15 protein-coding genes and 2 pseudogenes are annotated in these 15,034 nt (G+C 58.3%); 9 read left to right on the top strand and 8 right to left on the bottom strand.

Going from position 1 to position 15,034, the window contains the following annotated elements; genetic code table 11:
- The first annotated feature begins 30 nt into the window (after positions 1 to 30).
- The 3 genes from FJD34_RS06385 to FJD34_RS06375 all read left to right on the top strand — a co-directional run bounded on the left by FJD34_RS06385 (position 31) and on the right by FJD34_RS06375 (position 2,061).
- Entirely contained in the window at positions 31 to 663 is a 633-nt protein-coding gene (locus FJD34_RS06385) for a glutathione S-transferase family protein (RefSeq protein ID WP_032862577.1), read from the top strand.
- Positions 664 to 673: 10 nt separating this feature from the next.
- A complete protein-coding gene (locus FJD34_RS06380) occupies positions 674 to 1,411 on the top strand; it encodes an NAD-dependent epimerase/dehydratase family protein (protein WP_090291794.1) in 738 nt (245 codons plus the stop codon).
- A gap of 149 nt (positions 1,412 to 1,560) precedes the next feature.
- A complete protein-coding gene (locus FJD34_RS06375; protein WP_065944031.1) occupies positions 1,561 to 2,061 on the top strand; it encodes a hypothetical protein in 501 nt (166 codons plus the stop codon).
- Positions 2,062 to 2,186: 125 nt separating this feature from the next.
- On the opposite strand, the pseudogene FJD34_RS28830 reads toward FJD34_RS06375, so the two are convergent.
- Both FJD34_RS28830 and FJD34_RS28825 read right to left on the bottom strand, forming a co-directional pair.
- Positions 2,187 to 2,609 (bottom strand): annotated as a pseudogene (locus tag FJD34_RS28830) (methyl-accepting chemotaxis protein); the annotation flags it as partial.
- Positions 2,610 to 2,729: 120 nt separating this feature from the next.
- A pseudogene (locus FJD34_RS28825) lies at positions 2,730 to 3,506 on the bottom strand (PAS domain-containing protein); the annotation flags it as partial.
- A gap of 805 nt (positions 3,507 to 4,311) precedes the next feature.
- Here FJD34_RS28825 and FJD34_RS06360 point away from each other — a divergent pair.
- Positions 4,312 to 4,728, top strand: coding sequence for a GNAT family N-acetyltransferase (locus FJD34_RS06360; RefSeq protein WP_032862573.1), 417 nt, complete (start codon positions 4,312 to 4,314; stop codon positions 4,726 to 4,728).
- Here the strand turns inward: FJD34_RS06360 and def are convergent.
- The 3 genes from def to FJD34_RS06345 all read right to left on the bottom strand — a co-directional run bounded on the left by def (position 4,725) and on the right by FJD34_RS06345 (position 6,588).
- Complete coding sequence (def, locus tag FJD34_RS06355) at positions 4,725 to 5,264, bottom strand: peptide deformylase (protein WP_032862572.1); 540 nt, start codon at positions 5,262 to 5,264, stop codon at positions 4,725 to 4,727. The two genes, FJD34_RS06360 and def, sit on opposite strands and share 4 nt — an antisense overlap.
- A gap of 3 nt (positions 5,265 to 5,267) precedes the next feature.
- Positions 5,268 to 6,221, bottom strand: coding sequence for a YihY/virulence factor BrkB family protein (locus FJD34_RS06350; RefSeq protein WP_032862571.1), 954 nt, complete (start codon positions 6,219 to 6,221; stop codon positions 5,268 to 5,270).
- 175 nt (positions 6,222 to 6,396) lie between these two features.
- Positions 6,397 to 6,588: a CsbD family protein gene (locus FJD34_RS06345; protein ID WP_032862570.1), complete on the bottom strand. Its 192-nt coding sequence runs from the start codon at positions 6,586 to 6,588 to the stop codon at positions 6,397 to 6,399.
- A gap of 199 nt (positions 6,589 to 6,787) precedes the next feature.
- On the opposite strand from FJD34_RS06345, the gene FJD34_RS06340 reads away from it, so the two are divergent.
- Positions 6,788 to 7,165, top strand: a complete 378-nt coding sequence (locus tag FJD34_RS06340) for a hypothetical protein (RefSeq protein ID WP_065944029.1) — start codon at positions 6,788 to 6,790, stop codon at positions 7,163 to 7,165.
- Positions 7,166 to 7,227: 62 nt separating this feature from the next.
- On the opposite strand, the gene fadD1 is transcribed toward FJD34_RS06340, so the two are convergent.
- Together fadD1 and fadD2 are read right to left on the bottom strand one after the other, a co-directional pair.
- Entirely contained in the window at positions 7,228 to 8,919 is a 1,692-nt protein-coding gene (gene fadD1 / locus FJD34_RS06335; RefSeq protein WP_032862568.1) for a long-chain-fatty-acid--CoA ligase FadD1, read from the bottom strand.
- 376 nt (positions 8,920 to 9,295) lie between these two features.
- Positions 9,296 to 10,984 carry a long-chain-fatty-acid--CoA ligase FadD2 gene (fadD2, locus tag FJD34_RS06325; protein ID WP_090291800.1) on the bottom strand — a complete coding sequence of 563 codons (1,689 nt, stop codon included), beginning with the start codon at positions 10,982 to 10,984 and terminating at the stop codon, positions 9,296 to 9,298.
- 210 nt (positions 10,985 to 11,194) lie between these two features.
- On the opposite strand from fadD2, the gene FJD34_RS06320 reads away from it, so the two are divergent.
- Positions 11,195 to 12,139: an alpha/beta hydrolase gene (locus FJD34_RS06320; RefSeq protein ID WP_032862566.1), complete on the top strand. Its 945-nt coding sequence runs from the start codon at positions 11,195 to 11,197 to the stop codon at positions 12,137 to 12,139.
- A 68-nt stretch (positions 12,140 to 12,207) separates the two neighbouring features.
- Positions 12,208 to 12,678 (top strand): MaoC family dehydratase, encoded by a 471-nt coding sequence (locus FJD34_RS06315; protein ID WP_032862565.1) that lies wholly within the window; start codon positions 12,208 to 12,210, stop codon positions 12,676 to 12,678.
- A gap of 146 nt (positions 12,679 to 12,824) precedes the next feature.
- Here the strand turns inward: FJD34_RS06315 and FJD34_RS06305 are convergent, their stop codons facing one another.
- Positions 12,825 to 13,292: a ferritin-like domain-containing protein gene (locus FJD34_RS06305; RefSeq protein ID WP_032862564.1), complete on the bottom strand. Its 468-nt coding sequence runs from the start codon at positions 13,290 to 13,292 to the stop codon at positions 12,825 to 12,827.
- 205 nt (positions 13,293 to 13,497) lie between these two features.
- Here FJD34_RS06305 and FJD34_RS06300 point away from each other — a divergent pair, with 205 nt between their 5' ends.
- On the top strand, positions 13,498 to 13,734 hold the full coding sequence (locus FJD34_RS06300) for a DUF3820 family protein (RefSeq protein WP_003213031.1): 237 nt from the start codon (positions 13,498 to 13,500) through the stop codon (positions 13,732 to 13,734).
- A gap of 12 nt (positions 13,735 to 13,746) precedes the next feature.
- Positions 13,747 to 14,919: an aminotransferase class V-fold PLP-dependent enzyme gene (locus FJD34_RS06295; protein WP_090291803.1), complete on the top strand. Its 1,173-nt coding sequence runs from the start codon at positions 13,747 to 13,749 to the stop codon at positions 14,917 to 14,919.
- Positions 14,920 to 15,034: the final 115 nt, after the last annotated feature.

Raw genomic sequence — 15,034 nt, 5'->3', positions numbered from 1 at the left:
GCCCAACTCACATTTTGCCAGGGAAGCACCATGGGACACGCGCTGAAGATCTTGGGTCGCACTTCGTCCATCAACGTACGAAAAGTCCTGTGGACCTGCCAGGAACTAGGCATCGCCTACGACCGGGAAGACTGGGGCATCGGCTTCACCCCCACCCAATCACCCGAGTTCCTGGCCTTGAACCCCAACGCCCAGGTGCCAGTAATCGTCGACGACAACGGCGTACTGTGGGAGTCCAACACCATCTGCCGCTATCTGGTGGGCCTGCACCGACGCCACGACCTGCTGCCAGCCGAGCCTTGGCCTCGGGCCAAAGTTGAGCAATGGATGGACTGGCAAGCCACCGAACTCAACCCATCCTGGGGCTATGCCTTCCACGCCCTGGTGCGCAAGAATCCGGACTTCCAGGACCCGCAGCGCATTGCCGCCGGCGTGCGCGGCTGGAACGACAAGATGGGATTGCTGGAGCAACGGTTGATCGACACCGGCGCCTATGTGGCCGGTGACGACTTCACACTCGCAGACATCCTGATTGGCCTGTCGGTACACCGCTGGCGGATGACGCCCATGGAGCGCCCTTCCTACCCGGCTGTCGATGCGTACTACGCGCGACTCAGCCAGCGCCCTGGTTTCAAGGCGTTTGCCCTCGACGGTCACAACTAAGGATTACCCGATGAAAGGATTCAACGTACTGCTCACCGGTGCCTGCGGCAGAATCGGCAAGACGTTTTTCGAAGCCTCGAAAGAGCGCTACCGCTTTACCCTAACCGACCGCGTCGAACCGGACTTCGCCCTCGGCGACCATCGTTTCGTACAGGCCGACTTGAGCGACAAAACGACCTTGGCAGCGTTGCTCGACGGCATCGATGTGATCGTGCACCTGTCGGGCATCCCCCATGCCAGCGCCACCTTCGACGAACTGCTACCCAACAATATCCTCGCCACTACTTATCTGTTCGAAGCTGCCGTGGCTGCCAACGTAAAGCGCCTGGTCTTTGCCAGCAGTGCCCAGACCATCGAAGGCTACCCGGTGGACCGGCAAATCACCCCAGGCATGCCGGTGCTGCCGGCCAACCTGTATGGCGTGAGCAAATGCTACGGTGAAGCACTGTGCGGGTACTACGCGGCAAAAACCCCGCTCTCCACCATCGCCTTGCGTATTGGCGCCTTTGAGTTTGCGCAAACCCATGACCTGAACAACGCTCGCGACCTCAGCGCCTGGCTCAGCCCTCGGGATGCCGTCCAGTTGTTGCAGCGTTCGGTGGAAACCCCGGGGGTCAAGCACCTGGTCGCCCATGGCATTTCCAATAACCGCTTCAAGCGCCTGGATTTGAGCGAGACCACGCGGGTCCTGGGTTATGAACCGCAGGATGATGCCTTCCAAACATTCGATATTCCCATTACCTACTGAAGGCAATGTCCGCCGACGGCAACTATTGGCCGCCAGCCGCACATCGCTTGCCTCGACAAAGCCCTGACAACCAGTGATTGCGGGGCTTTAGCTCCCGGCACAGTAATTGCTAAACCCTGTGGACCGTTCAACACCACAGGTACCCGATCATGTTGGTCAATACCCAAGTCTCTTCCGTGATCCAACAGTCCAAGCGCCCCGATCTGGACCCGGCCAACGCCGCCGCCAGTGCGCTGTACAGCGGCGTCATGCAAAACGTGCAGAACGCCGCAGCCGCGACCCAGTTGCAGACCACGCAAAAGGCCACCGACACCACGGCCAGCAATGTGGATGCCGCTTTTGCCAAGACCCGCCTGCAACTGCAAGCAACGCCGCCGGCCAGCGCTACACCGAAAACCGAAGCCAATACCCAGGCGCGCGCCGACTTCAACGACTACATGAGCAAGACGCCGGCCGAGCGCATTCGCGATCAGATCCTCAAGGAAAAGGGCCTGACCGAAGAAGATGTGAAAGCGATGCCTATCGAACAGCAGAATGCCATTGCCCAGGAAGTCACTGATCGCCTGAAGATGCAGGCTGCGCAGCAGTATGCCGAGAAGACTGCCGACCCGCAGATCAAGGCCGTGAAAGACACCCTGGCGGCCATCTGACACAACACAACGCCCCTTGTAGGAGCGAGCTTGCTCGCGAAAAGCCTCAACGATAACGCGGGGTATCTGGTTCCCCGTGGCGATCTCAGGTTTTTCGCGAGCAAGCTCGCTCCTACAAAGAGGCACTATTGCAGTTGTAGGGTGGAGTTGAACTGGCCAATGGCATCGACCACATGCCGCGAGCCTTCCTGGATCTCCAGGATCACCTGCCCCGCTTCATTGGCCAACTCCACTCCCAACCCGGTGCGGCTCAGGCTCGACTGCATGCTCGACACCGCACTCAACGACAAGTCGTGGTTCTTGCGCACCACCTCGACAATCTCCAGCGTCGCCTGGCTGGTGCGTGCCGCCAGGCTGCGTACCTCGTCCGCCACCACGGCAAAGCCCCGGCCATGCTCACCCGCACGCGCAGCTTCAATGGCCGCGTTCAGCGCCAGCAGGTTGGTTTGATCGGCAATCCCGCGAATGGTCTGGACGATGGTGCCGATGATGTCCGACTGCTTGCTCACCGCGTCGATGCTCACCGCCGCTTGATTGAGGTCGCGGGAAATTTCTTCGATGATCTGCACCGTCTGTTGCACCACCTCCGAGCCCTTGCGGGCACAGGCGTCGTTCTGCACCGAGGTGGCGTGGGCCGAATCGGCAGCAGTACGCAACGTGGTGACCTGGTCGGTGATATCACTGGCGAACTTCACCACTTTGTACAGACGCCCGCTGGCATCGAAGATAGGGTTGTAGGAGGCTTCCAGAAACAGCGTCTGACCATGCTTGTTGCGCCGCTCAAAACGATGGGAGTGGAATTCACCCCGGTTAAGTGACGCCCAGAACGCTTTGTAAGCCGGTGATTCCACCTCGGCGCGATGGCAGAACATGCTGTGGTGCTGGCCAACGATTTCGCCGAGGGAATACTGCACCGTCTTCAGGAAGTTCTGGTTGGCATTGAGGATCTGCCCCTGGGGCGTGAACTCGATGACCGCCATGGAGCGGCCAATGGCATCGATCAGGCTTTGGTTTTCATGTTCGTGGTGAACCCGTTCGGAAATATCCGACGCCACCTTGATCACGCTCTGCACCTGTTTATCCGGGCCATACACCGGCATGTAGCTGGCCTCCAGCCACACTTCCTGACCACTTTTGGTCAAGCGCATGAACGTGCCACTGATGGGCTCGCCCTGAGCCAGGTCCCGCCACAATTTGGCGTAGGCATCGCTACGGTAATAGGCCTCTTCACAGAAGATTCGGTGGTGTTTGCCACGTACTTCCTCGGCGCTATAGCCCATGGTCCTACAAAAGTTTTCGTTGGCATCCAGTACCACGCCGTCGCGATCGAACTCAATCATCGCCATGGAACGACTGATGGCCGCGAGCTTAGCCTGGGCCTGGGTCAGCGCGCAGGAAAAACGCTCGATCTCCAGCAGGTCGGATTTGTGGTGGAGGTTAAACATGATCGGATCACCTTCAGCGCTGTCTTTGAATGACGGTTAGTTCTTGGATTTGACCCAGTACAACTTTCCACAAAACAGGCAAACGCATCCGTCCAGAGACAGGACAAGTGTCAGGCGATAGATAAATGATGGCTAATCGGAGAGTCCATGAGGCAACACTCGTTTCAAGGCATCCTTTTCTTGATGACCCCGTCTGGGGCCCGCTTTAACCGACACACGTAAATCCATTTAACCTGAAGCTCCTTTTTCCCGGCGCTTTGACATACGCACTTATCCATTCACAGTTTGTATAGTGCTCATCAACCACTATGCAAACAGCCACCCAAAACGCTTCATATGGCAAGCGACATAAAGGGTTATGGGTGAGCATAGACAGGGCTTGGCGCTATGCAAGGCCATTAATCAGCCAGCATTGATAAACAGGTGTTGGAGGGGATGTGCAGGGGCAGGATGTATCGATGCCGCTGTAGGAGCGAGCTTGCTCGCGAAAAGCTTGAGAGCGCCGCGCTTTACCTGCAAACACGCGTTTTCGTTAGCGCTCTTCGCGAGCAAGCTCGCTCCTACAGTGAAGTACTCAGTGACCAAACAGACCTGTCTCGGTCTTCTTGGCTTTTTTGTCCGCGCGTTTTTCATCGGCGGTCTTTGCCGGTTTTTTCTTCGCGGCTTTCTTTGAATCCATACCTTTGGCCATGATGCATGCTCCACTAACAGAGGAAGTAACAAGGGGTATAACACCTATTGCCCAACAGAAGGCGCTTTGCCCGACTTATAATCCCCGCCCCTTGATCACGCCTGTCAAACCACCATGCCCGAGTTGCACTTTGATCGACTGGCAGAGCCCCTGTGGCCGCTGCTGAACAAGTTCTACCGTAGCCACAACTCTTCGATGAAAGCCCTCAAGGGCGGCCAATTGTGGGTGGCGCGCAACAGCGAGATCGTCGCCGGGCTGTGCCTGAGCCCCGTGGTCGGCGGCCAGTGGTTGACTGGGCTGTTTGTCGATCCGGCCTTACGCGGGCAAGGGCTGGCGACGCGGCTGATCGCACACGCGATCGCACCCGCCGAAGGGACGGTGTGGCTGTTGTGCCACCCGGATCTGGAAGGGTTTTATACAGCCCAGGGCTTCAGCCAGCAGACCGTGTTGCCGCAGTCGCTGGCCGAGCGCCTGGTGCGCTATAAACGCAACAAACCGATGATTGCCATGGGCGTGTGCCGCCAGGGTTAATCGTCAGCGGCAGGGTCCATGTCCGGGAACATCACCTCGATAAACCCGAACTTGCTGAAATCAGTGATCCGCGACGGGTACAACCGACCGATCAGGTGATCGCATTCATGCTGCACCACCCGCGCATGGAAACCGTCGGCAATCCGCACAATCGGCTCGCCCTTGGGGTCAAACCCCTCGTAGCGAATCTGCTGGTAACGATCCACCGCACCACGCAGCCCTGGCACCGACAGGCAGCCTTCATAGCCCTCCTCCAACACCGGACTCAGCGGGGTAATCAGCGGGTTGATCAGGATGGTCTGGGGCACCGCCGGGGCATCCGGGTAGCGCTCGCTGCTCTCGAAGCCGAAAATCACCAACTGCAGGTCGACACCGACCTGCGGCGCGGCCAGGCCGACACCGCCCACGTGTTCCATGGTCTGGAACATATCGTCGATCAGTTGCCACAACTCGGGGCTGTCGAACATTTCCGGTGGCACCGGTGGCGCGATGCGCAGCAGGCGCTCGTCGCCCATTTTCAGGATTTCACGAATCATCGGTCAGGTTTCATCAGTGGTGGGCTTGGGAAGCGAATGGTCCCGGCCGAGGCCCGAGACATGCTGTTTTTCATCGTGGTGGTGTTCGCCAAAGTCCTTTTCCCCCGGATCCTTGCCTTCGGCGGACATATGCTCGATCACCGCGTTCATCTCCGCCCCCAGCAGCAGGACGGCGGCAGAAATGTAAAAGTACAGCAGCAGGACGATAATCGCGCCGATGCTGCCATACATGGCGTTGTAGTCGGCGAAGGTCTTGACGTAATAGCCAAAGCCCAGCGATGCAACGATCCAGACCACTACCGCCAGCACCGAGCCTGGCGTGATAAAGCGAAACTTCTGCTTCACGTCCGGCATCACGTAGTACATCAAGGCCACGGCAAACATCAGCAGGATCACGATCAAGGGCCAGCGCAGGATAGTCCACAGGGTGACCACGAATTCCTGCATACCAATCTGCCCAGCCAGCCACTCCATCACTTGCGGCCCCAGGACCATCAGCGCGGCGGCGGCCAGCAACATCCCGGCGATGCCCACGGTGTAGAAAATCGACAGCGGGAAGCGTTTCCAGATCGGCCGGCCTTCCACCACATCGTAGGCGGCGTTCATTGCACTCATCATCAGGCGCACACCTGCTGAGGCGGTCCACAGCGCGATGACGATACCCACCGACAACAGCCCGCCCTTGGATTGCTGTAACTGGTCGATCACCGGGTTGACCTGCTCAAGAGCCTGGGGCGGCAACACCAGTTCCGATTGCAGGCGCAACCAGCTGAAGAAATCCGGCAGATGCAGGAAACCGATCAGGGCAATCAGGAACAGCAGGAAGGGGAACAGCGAAAACAGCATCTGGTAGGCCAGTGCCGAAGCGTAGGTAGACATCTCGTCATCGACGAACTCTTTGACGGTGCGCATCAGCACGCGGTGCAGCGGCAGGCCTTTTAATACCGGAAAAATCATAGCGTCTCCTTTCGCCGCAAAAGGTTGAGGTCGTGGGCGACTCAGGGGCCGTTTTCTACATCAAGGTAGCCTATTTGGCGACCTTGAAACAATTTCGAAACGTTAGTCAGCAGATGTGACATAAAAACGGCCATCCGTGGATGACCGTTATGCTACGTGTTGGCCGTCGGGTTAATCAGGCTTTGTCGACCGTATTCTTTACCGCGTCCTTGACCTTGCCAACCGCTTGCTGGGCTTCGCCCTTCTTCTCTTGAATCTTGCCTTCGGCCTCAAGCTTGGTGTTGTCTGTGGCTTTGCCGATGCCTTGCTTGATATTGCCGATAGCTTCGTTCGCTAAACCTTTTGCCTTATCCGCTGTGCTGCCCATGGTATTTCTCCGTAAGAACAATCAAGGGTTTTGGTCATTACGTAAGGGTTGACCCTGGGCCTTTGCGCAGAGTTTCAATTATTTGCGTAAGGCATTTCATCACCCAATACAGGTTTGGCTTTATGTTTTGCGGCCAACCCCCGAGAATGCCCGGCAGATTCAGGCTCAATCGCTGAATAACAGATCCCGTAGGAAGGTTATGAAACTCAATAAATCACAGGCCATCGCCCGCAGAAACCTGGAACTGGGCGGTGCCGTGCTCGGTGTCAACAACTGCCATTTCACCGACCTGGACCGCAAGCGCAATATCTGGTGGTTCGACCTGCCAGTGGCGCGCATTGCCATCGGCCAATACGAGTGGATTCACTTGTTGATGCACAACGCCGAGACCGACCAGTTGCTGCACCTGAAAGTACCGACCGCGTTCCTGCGTGAAAAGCTTGAAGGGTTGGTGGTGCGCAATGCGGGCAAGCGCAAGCCGGAGATTACCCTGGAGCTGAGCGCGGATAAGGATTCGTTCCTCAAGGATGTGCGCCCGGCGGGTGCTGGCGTGAACTTCGCGCAGTTCGCCCTGTAAACATTTGGATTGCACTCCAATCAGCACCCAATAAAAAGCCCCGCATTTGCGGGGCTTTTTGTTTACTTCTTCAGGCCCAGCTTCTTCAGCTCTTCGTCACGCAGCTCACGACGCAGGATCTTGCCCACGTTGGTGGTCGGCAGCGCTTCGCGGAATTCAACAGCCTTCGGCACTTTGTAGCCGGTGACATTGGCGCGCATATGCTCCATCACCTGCTCCTTGGTCAGGGTTGCGCCCGGCTTGACCACGATGAACAGCTTGATGTGCTCGCCCGACTTCTCGTCCGGCACACCAATGGCCGCGCATTGCAGCACGCCTGGCAGGCCCGCCAGCACGTCTTCCAGCTCGTTGGGGTAGACGTTGAAGCCCGAGACCAGAATCATGTCCTTCTTGCGGTCGACGATGCGCATGTAGCCGTCTGGCTGGATGATCGCGATGTCACCGGTCTTCAACCAGCCTTCGCTGTCGAGGATCTCGGTCGTGGCATCTTCGCGCTGCCAGTAGCCTTTCATCACTTGCGGGCCCTTGACGCACAGCTCGCCGATTTCGCCCAGGGGCAACTCGACACCTTCGTCGGAGATGACTTTGCACAGGGTCGAGGGCACCGGAATGCCGATGGTGCCGATCTGGATATGCTGGATCGGGTTGACCGTGGCCACCGGGCTGGTTTCGGTCATGCCGTAACCTTCACAGATGTTGCAGCCGGTCACGGCCTTCCAACGCTCGGCCGCCGCCAGTTGCAGGGCCATGCCGCCCGACAGGGTGACCTTGAGCGCCGAGAAATCCAGCTTGCGGAAGCCTTCGTTGTTGCACAGGGCTACGAACAGGGTGTTCAGGCCGACAAAGCCGCTGAACTTCCACTTCGACAACTCCTTGACCATCGCCGGCAGGTCGCGCGGGTTGCTGATCAGGATGTTGTGGTTGCCGATCAGCATCATCGCCATGCAATGAAAGGTGAAGGCATAGATGTGGTAGAGCGGCAGCGGTGTGATCAGGATCTCGCAGCCTTCGTTGAGGTTGGAGCCCATCAGCGCCTTGCACTGCAGCATGTTGGCCACCAGGTTGCGATGGGTCAGCATCGCGCCCTTGGCCACGCCGGTGGTGCCGCCGGTGTATTGCAGCACGGCCACGTCTTCGCTGGCGGGGCTGACTTCATTGACCGGCTGGCCATGGCCCTTGGCCAGGACGTCGTTGAACTTGATCGCCTGGGGCAAGTGATAGGCCGGGACCATTTTTTTCACGTACTTGATGACGCTGTTGATCAGCAGCCGCTTGAGCGGCGGCAACAGGTCAGCCACTTCGGTGACGATCACGTACTTGACGGCAGTCTTGGGTACGACTTTTTCTGCCAGGTGCGCCATGTTGGCCAGGCAGATCAGGGCTTTGGCCCCGGAGTCGTTGAACTGGTGTTCCATTTCCCGCGCGGTGTACAGCGGGTTGGTATTGACCACGATCAGGCCGGCACGGATAGCCCCGAACACGGCGACCGGGTATTGCAGGAGGTTGGGTAATTGCACGGCGATTCGATCACCGGGCTGCAAGTCGGTATGCTGTTGCAGGTACGCGGCAAAAGCACCGGACAATTCGTACAACTCACCGTAGGTGATTGTCTTGCCCAGGTTGCTGAAAGCCGGTTTGTCGGCGAAGCGCTGGCAGGACTGTTTCAGTACCGCCTGAATATTTTGATACTCGTCTGGATTGATGTCTGCAGCAATCCCGGCGGGGTACTTATCCTTCCAAAAGTCTTCGATCATGGAAGCCCACTCCTCAGCGACGCGAATTCATTCACCGCATTTGATGCGATTATTATTTGTGTGTGTTTTTTTAGGTGATTCTGGCTGTTTCAAGCAGGCCGAGAGGTCACAAAGCGCGCCGAGAGTAGCAGCTTTGCAAAGGGCCGCCTAGAGCCAAAAGAGGGCCCTACAGTCATAAACATGACTCAAGAATATGCAGTAGTCATTTTTAGAGCAAAAATTCTATACCCCCTGAAACAGCTCTATTTTGCGGGTGTACACCGTAAATGTGGGAGCGGGCTTGCTCGCGAATGCGGTGTGTCAGGCAATACATCTGGCACTGATACACCACTATCGCGAGCAAGCCCGCTCCCACAATTTTCAAGCGCATTTCAGGTCAGGCGATGTCGCGCAGCTCCCGGCGCAGGATCTTGCCTACCGGCGTCATCGGCAACGAGTCCCGCAACACGATGTGCTTGGGCACCTTGTAGCCGGTGAAGTTGGCCTTGCAGTAGGTCTTCAGTTCCTCAAGGCTGACGCCCTGGGCGCGCGCCACGACGAACAGCTTCACCGCTTCGCCAGTACGCTCGTCCGGCACGCCGATCACCGCGCAGCTGGCCACGCTCGGATGGGCCATCACCACGTCTTCGATCTCGTTGGGGTACACATTGAAGCCCGAGACGATGATCAAGTCCTTCTTGCGGTCGACAATGCGCACAAATCCATCCGGGTCGATCACCGCAATGTCGCCGGTCTTGAGCCAGCCTTCGGCGTCCAGGGTCTCGGCAGTGGCCGCCGGTTGCTGCCAATAGCCTTTCATGACCTGCGGGCCCTTGATACACAACTCGCCGCGCTCGCCCAACGGCAACTCCACGCCGGCGTCATCGATGACTTTCATCGCCGTACCCGGCACCGGAATACCCACCGTGCCCAGGCGTGATTTATCGCCGTACGGGTTGGTGCTGGCCACCGGCGACGTTTCCGTCAGGCCATAGCCTTCGCCGATGGAACAACCGGTGATCTGCTTCCAGCGCTCGGCAGTGGCCTTGACCAGGGCTGTGCCGCCAGAGTTGGTGATTTTCAGGTGGGAGAAATCCAGGGTCTTGAAATCCGGGTGTTCCATCAGCGCGACAAACAGCGTGTTGAGCCCCAGCAGCCCGGTAAAACGCCACTTTTTCAACTCCTTGATAAAGCCGCCGATGTCCCGTGGGTTGGTGATCAGCACGTTGTGGTTGCCGGTGACCATCATGCACATGCAGTTCGCGGTGAAGGCATAGATGTGGTACAGCGGCAGCGGCGCGACCATCACCTCCTGCCCTTCCTTGACCAGCGGATGCCCGTCTTCGCGTAGCTGTGACATGCACGCCCGCACCTGCTGCATATTCGCCACCAGGTTGCCGTGGGTCAGCATCGCGCCCTTGGCCAGGCCAGTGGTGCCACCGGTGTATTGCAACACCGCGATGTCATCCAGGGCTACCGGATGGCGGGTCACGGCCAGGCCTGCGCCCATGCGCAAGGCACGCTTGAACGAAACCGCCCGGGGCAGGCTGTACGCCGGGACCATCTTCTTCACCTTGTCGACCACGGTGTTGATCAGCCAGCCTTTGGCAACGGGCATGAAATCGCCCATTTTCGCTTCGATCAGGTATTCGATCTCGGTATCGGCCGTCACTTCCTGGACCCTGGAACCGAACAGGTTGAGGTAGACCAGGGCACGAATGCCCGCGTCCTTGAACTGATGACGCATTTCCCGCGGGGTGTACAAAGGGTTGGTGTTGACCACGACCAACCCGGCGCGCAAGGCGCCGAATACGGCAATCGGGTAATGCAGGACGTTGGGCATCTGCACCGCAATGCGGTCGCCCGGCTTGAGGTCGGTGTGGTGTTGCAGGTAGCCGGCGAACGCCGCGCTCTGGCGCGCAAGATCCGCGTAGGTCAGGGTGATCCCCATGTTGCTGAATGCCGGACGGTCGGCAAAGGCCTTGCAGGAACGCTCGAAGACTTCGATCACTGACTTGTACGCCGACAGGTCAAGCTCGTTGGGAACGCCTGCTGCGCGTTTGTCATTCCAGAAATCAGGTTGCATTATTCTTGTCCTCTACCTGAGTGTGCCCGACCGCATTCCAAATGCTGATGGGAAGCGGAGCTTCGGGGACGTTAGCAGTTATGGCCAAACAGGCAAATACACAAAAACGTGTCATTGATTGTATGAATCTTGCCCCTGAGGCCAGGGCTGATCAGACGCCACCCCACGGATGAGCTATACACTGCAACGACCCTGAGCAAAGGAAGCGCCATGAACCACACCACTTTCTGGCTGAGCGCGAACGATCGCAGCCGCCTGTACGTCAACCAGTGGCTACCGGACGAGCCACCCAAGGCGTTGATCATGCTGGCCCATGGCATGGCCGAGCACAGCGGCCGCTATGCACGCCTGGCCCAGGCCCTGTGTGATGCCGGCTACGGCGTATATGCCCTGGACCTGCGCGGCCATGGCCGTACCGCCGATGAAGGCACCCTGGGCCTGTTTGCCGAGCGCGATGGCTGGAGCAAAGTGGTGGGCGACCTGGCCGCGCTCAACCAGCACATCGGCCAGCAGGCGCCTGGCGTGCCGATCATTTTGCTCGGCCACAGCATGGGCAGTTACATCGCCCAGGCTTATCTGCTGCATCACAGCGCCAGCCTGCACGGGGCGATTCTCAGTGGCTCGAATTTCCAGCCGGTGGCCCTGTACCGCGCCGCCCGCCTGATCGCCCGGGCCGAGCGGCTGCGCCAGGGCCTGCGGGGGCGCAGTGCGCTGATCGAGTTCCTGTCGTTTGGCTCGTTCAACAAGGCCTTCAAACCCAACCGTACGGCATTCGACTGGCTGAGCCGCGACCCGGACGAAGTGGACAAGTACATCAACGACCCCCTGTGCGGCTTTCGTTGCACCAACCAACTGTGGGTCGACCTGCTCGGTGGCTTGCAGCAAATCAGCAAAGCGTCCAATCTCAAACAGATTGATCCGGGCCTGCCAATCCTGGTGATGGGCGGCGAATGTGATCCGGTCAGTGAGGGCAAGCGTCTCACCAGCCTGGCCAATGCCCTGCGCGATGCCGGCTGCCAGAACCTGCAGTTGAATATCTACCCGCAAGCGCGCCACGAACTCTTCAATGAAACCAACCGCGACGCGGTCACCGCCGATGTACTGGCGTGGATAGCCCAGGCCGTGAACCACCGCCGACCGGCGCGCTGCGAATGAACCTAAATATATTTTCGTTTAAAATCAACGAATTAAAATTATCGATTAGCCACAGGATGCACGATTAGATGACCCAGGTTACCAACACGCCTTACGAAGCCCTCGAAGTCGGCCAGAAAGCCACCTACAGCAAAACCGTGGAAGAGCGCGATATCCAGCTGTTCGCAGCCATGTCCGGCGACCATAACCCGGTTCACCTGGATGCCGAATTCGCCAAAGCGACCATGTTCAAGGAGCGTATCGCCCATGGCATGTTCAGCGGCGCCTTGATCAGCGCGGCAGTCGCCTGTGAGCTGCCTGGGCCGGGCACCATCTATATCGGCCAGCAGATGAGCTTCCAGAAACCTGTGAAAATCGGCGACACCCTGACCGTACGTCTGGAAATTCTCGAAAAACTGCCCAAGTTCCGCGTGCGGATTGCCACCCAGGTGTTCAACCAGCGCGATGAGTTGGTGGTGGATGGCGAAGCGGAGATCCTGGCGCCACGCAAGCAACAGGTGGTGACCCTGACCGAGTTGCCGGCCATCAGCATCGGCTGATTAAACACCGCTATCTCAGGCCATGTAAAAAACAAAATGTGGGAGCGGGCTTGCTCGCGATAGCGGTGGATCAGTCAATTAAGATGTCGACTGACACACTGCCATCGCGAGCAAGCCCGCTCCCACATTGGTTACTGCGGCGCGGCTCAGGACTGGGCGCGAGCCTGGTTACGCAGGGCTTTCACCTGGTCATGGTTGCGCTGCGCACCATGGTACTGACGCTCAACCAGGTCACGAATGCCTACCAGGTTGTGCTTGTTGATCTTCTCGATGGCTTCTTTGTAAGCCTTCAAGGCGTGGTCTTCACCGCGCTCGGCCTCGTTAAGCACCGCTTCTTCATCCTTGCCAGTCACCAGCGACTTCACGTCGACCCAGCCACGGTGCAATGCACCGGCCACGCTGCCAGACTCTTGCGGGTCACCACCCAAGGCACGCACGGCCGTCTGCAGTTCGGCAGCCGCCGAAGCGCAGTCAGCTGAACGCTTGGTGAACAGCGCCTTGAGCTCTGGATGCTTGATATCTTCTGCGCAGGTCTTGAAGCCTTCCTGGCCGTCTTTACTGGTCTCGATCAGGTCATTGAGTACAGAGATCGATTCTTTGTTGATATCAGTCATTTTTCAATTCCTTCACGGGTTTAGAAATGTATTGAGGTAGTTGCAGCGCCCGTGCCAGGTCTTTAATAAAGATTTAATCTTTATTTTTCAGCAAGTTATAAATAACAAAAAATCTGTATCCGCTTTATTTGCATGATCTGTCATTTGGCCTTCATGCAGATTGCCTGTATTTTCCAAGGCTTCTTCCTGAGTGTCTGAAGCCCGCATGAACCCTGAAAAACTCGAACTGCTGATCACCCGCGAAATGCCGTTCGGCAAATACAAGGGCCGGATCATTGCCGACCTGCCCGGCCCTTACCTGAACTGGTTTGCCCGTGAAGGTTTCCCCCACGGCGAGTTGGGCGGCCTGCTGGCATTGATGCAGGAAATCGACCACAACGGCCTGTCCGAACTGCTGGAACCGCTGCGCGCCAAACACGGAAAACCCGCCCCGCGCCACTAATCGAGCCCGACCATGCCCAACACCCGCGACGAAGCCTATTGGCAGGCCATTGCCCAGCGCTATGACCTGGAGCCCGGCCCCATCAACCTGGAAAACGGCTACTTCGGGCGTATGAGCCGGGCCGTGCTGGCGCAGTATCAGGAGCACGTTGCGTTTATCAATCGCAGCAACTCTGTGCATGTACGCCAGCGCTTCGAGCAAGGGGAGAATGAGCAGATTCGCAGACAACTGGCCGAACTCATCCACACGGATCCTGAAGCCGTTGCCTTCACCCGTAATGCCACCGAAGCCTTGCAATCGCTGATCCGCAACTACAACCGCCTGCAACCGGGTGATCAGGTGCTGATCAGCGACCTGGAGTACGACACAGTCAAAGGCGCCATGCGCTGGCTCGCCGGCTACCGGGGTGTGGAGGTGATAGAAGTGTCCCACGCCCACCCGGCCAGTTTCGACAGCCTGGTGCAGGCCTATCGCGACACCTTCAGCCGCTACCCACGCCTGAAACTGATGGCGCTGACCTATGTCACCCACCGTACCGGCCTGGTGATGCCGGTCGAGGCCATCGCCCAGGCTGCACAGGAACATGGCGTCGATGTGATCCTCGATGGCGCCCATGCGCTTGGCCAGATCGACTTCGACCTGGCGCAGCTAGGCATTTCGTTCGCCGGTTTTAACCTGCACAAGTGGATCGGTGCGCCGCTGACCCTGGGCTTTCTCTATATTGCCCCGCAGCGTCTGGCGGATATCGATCCGGATATGGGCGAGTTTCATTACCCGGCCACCGACGTCCGTGCTCGCACGTCCTACAGCACACCGAACTTTCCGGCGCTGATGACCTTGCCGCTGGTGTTCGAAGAACATCGGGCCCTGGGTGGTGCGTCGGCCAAGGGCGCACGGGTCAAGTACCTGCGGGATCTGTGGGTCAGCCAGGTACGGCCAGTGCCGGGGGTCGAGGTGCTGACGTCGGATGATCCACGGTTGTATTGCGCGATTACGGCGTTCAAGTTCACCGGGCGCGACCAGCAGGTGATGGCGGATCGACTGCTCGATGAGTACAACCTGTTTACCACCCTGCGCAGTGGGGCGGCGTTTGGTACCTGCATACGGGTGACACCGGGGTTGGTGACCTCGGCGGCGGACATTGGCGTGCTGGTCAACGCGATTACCAGGCTGAACGCCGATTAAAAAGTAGGAGCTGGCTTGCCTGCTCCCACATTTGGATTGCGGCGATCTACCGCTTTTCTGTAGGCAAAAAAAAGCGGCGCACCGACCAAGTGCACCGCAAAAATGCCGTGAAGCA

Origin of the sequence: Pseudomonas brenneri (genome assembly GCF_007858285.1) — a bacterium.
Lineage (GTDB): Bacteria > Pseudomonadota > Gammaproteobacteria > Pseudomonadales > Pseudomonadaceae > Aquipseudomonas > Aquipseudomonas brenneri.
This window is presented reverse-complemented; position numbering and strand designations above follow the sequence as displayed.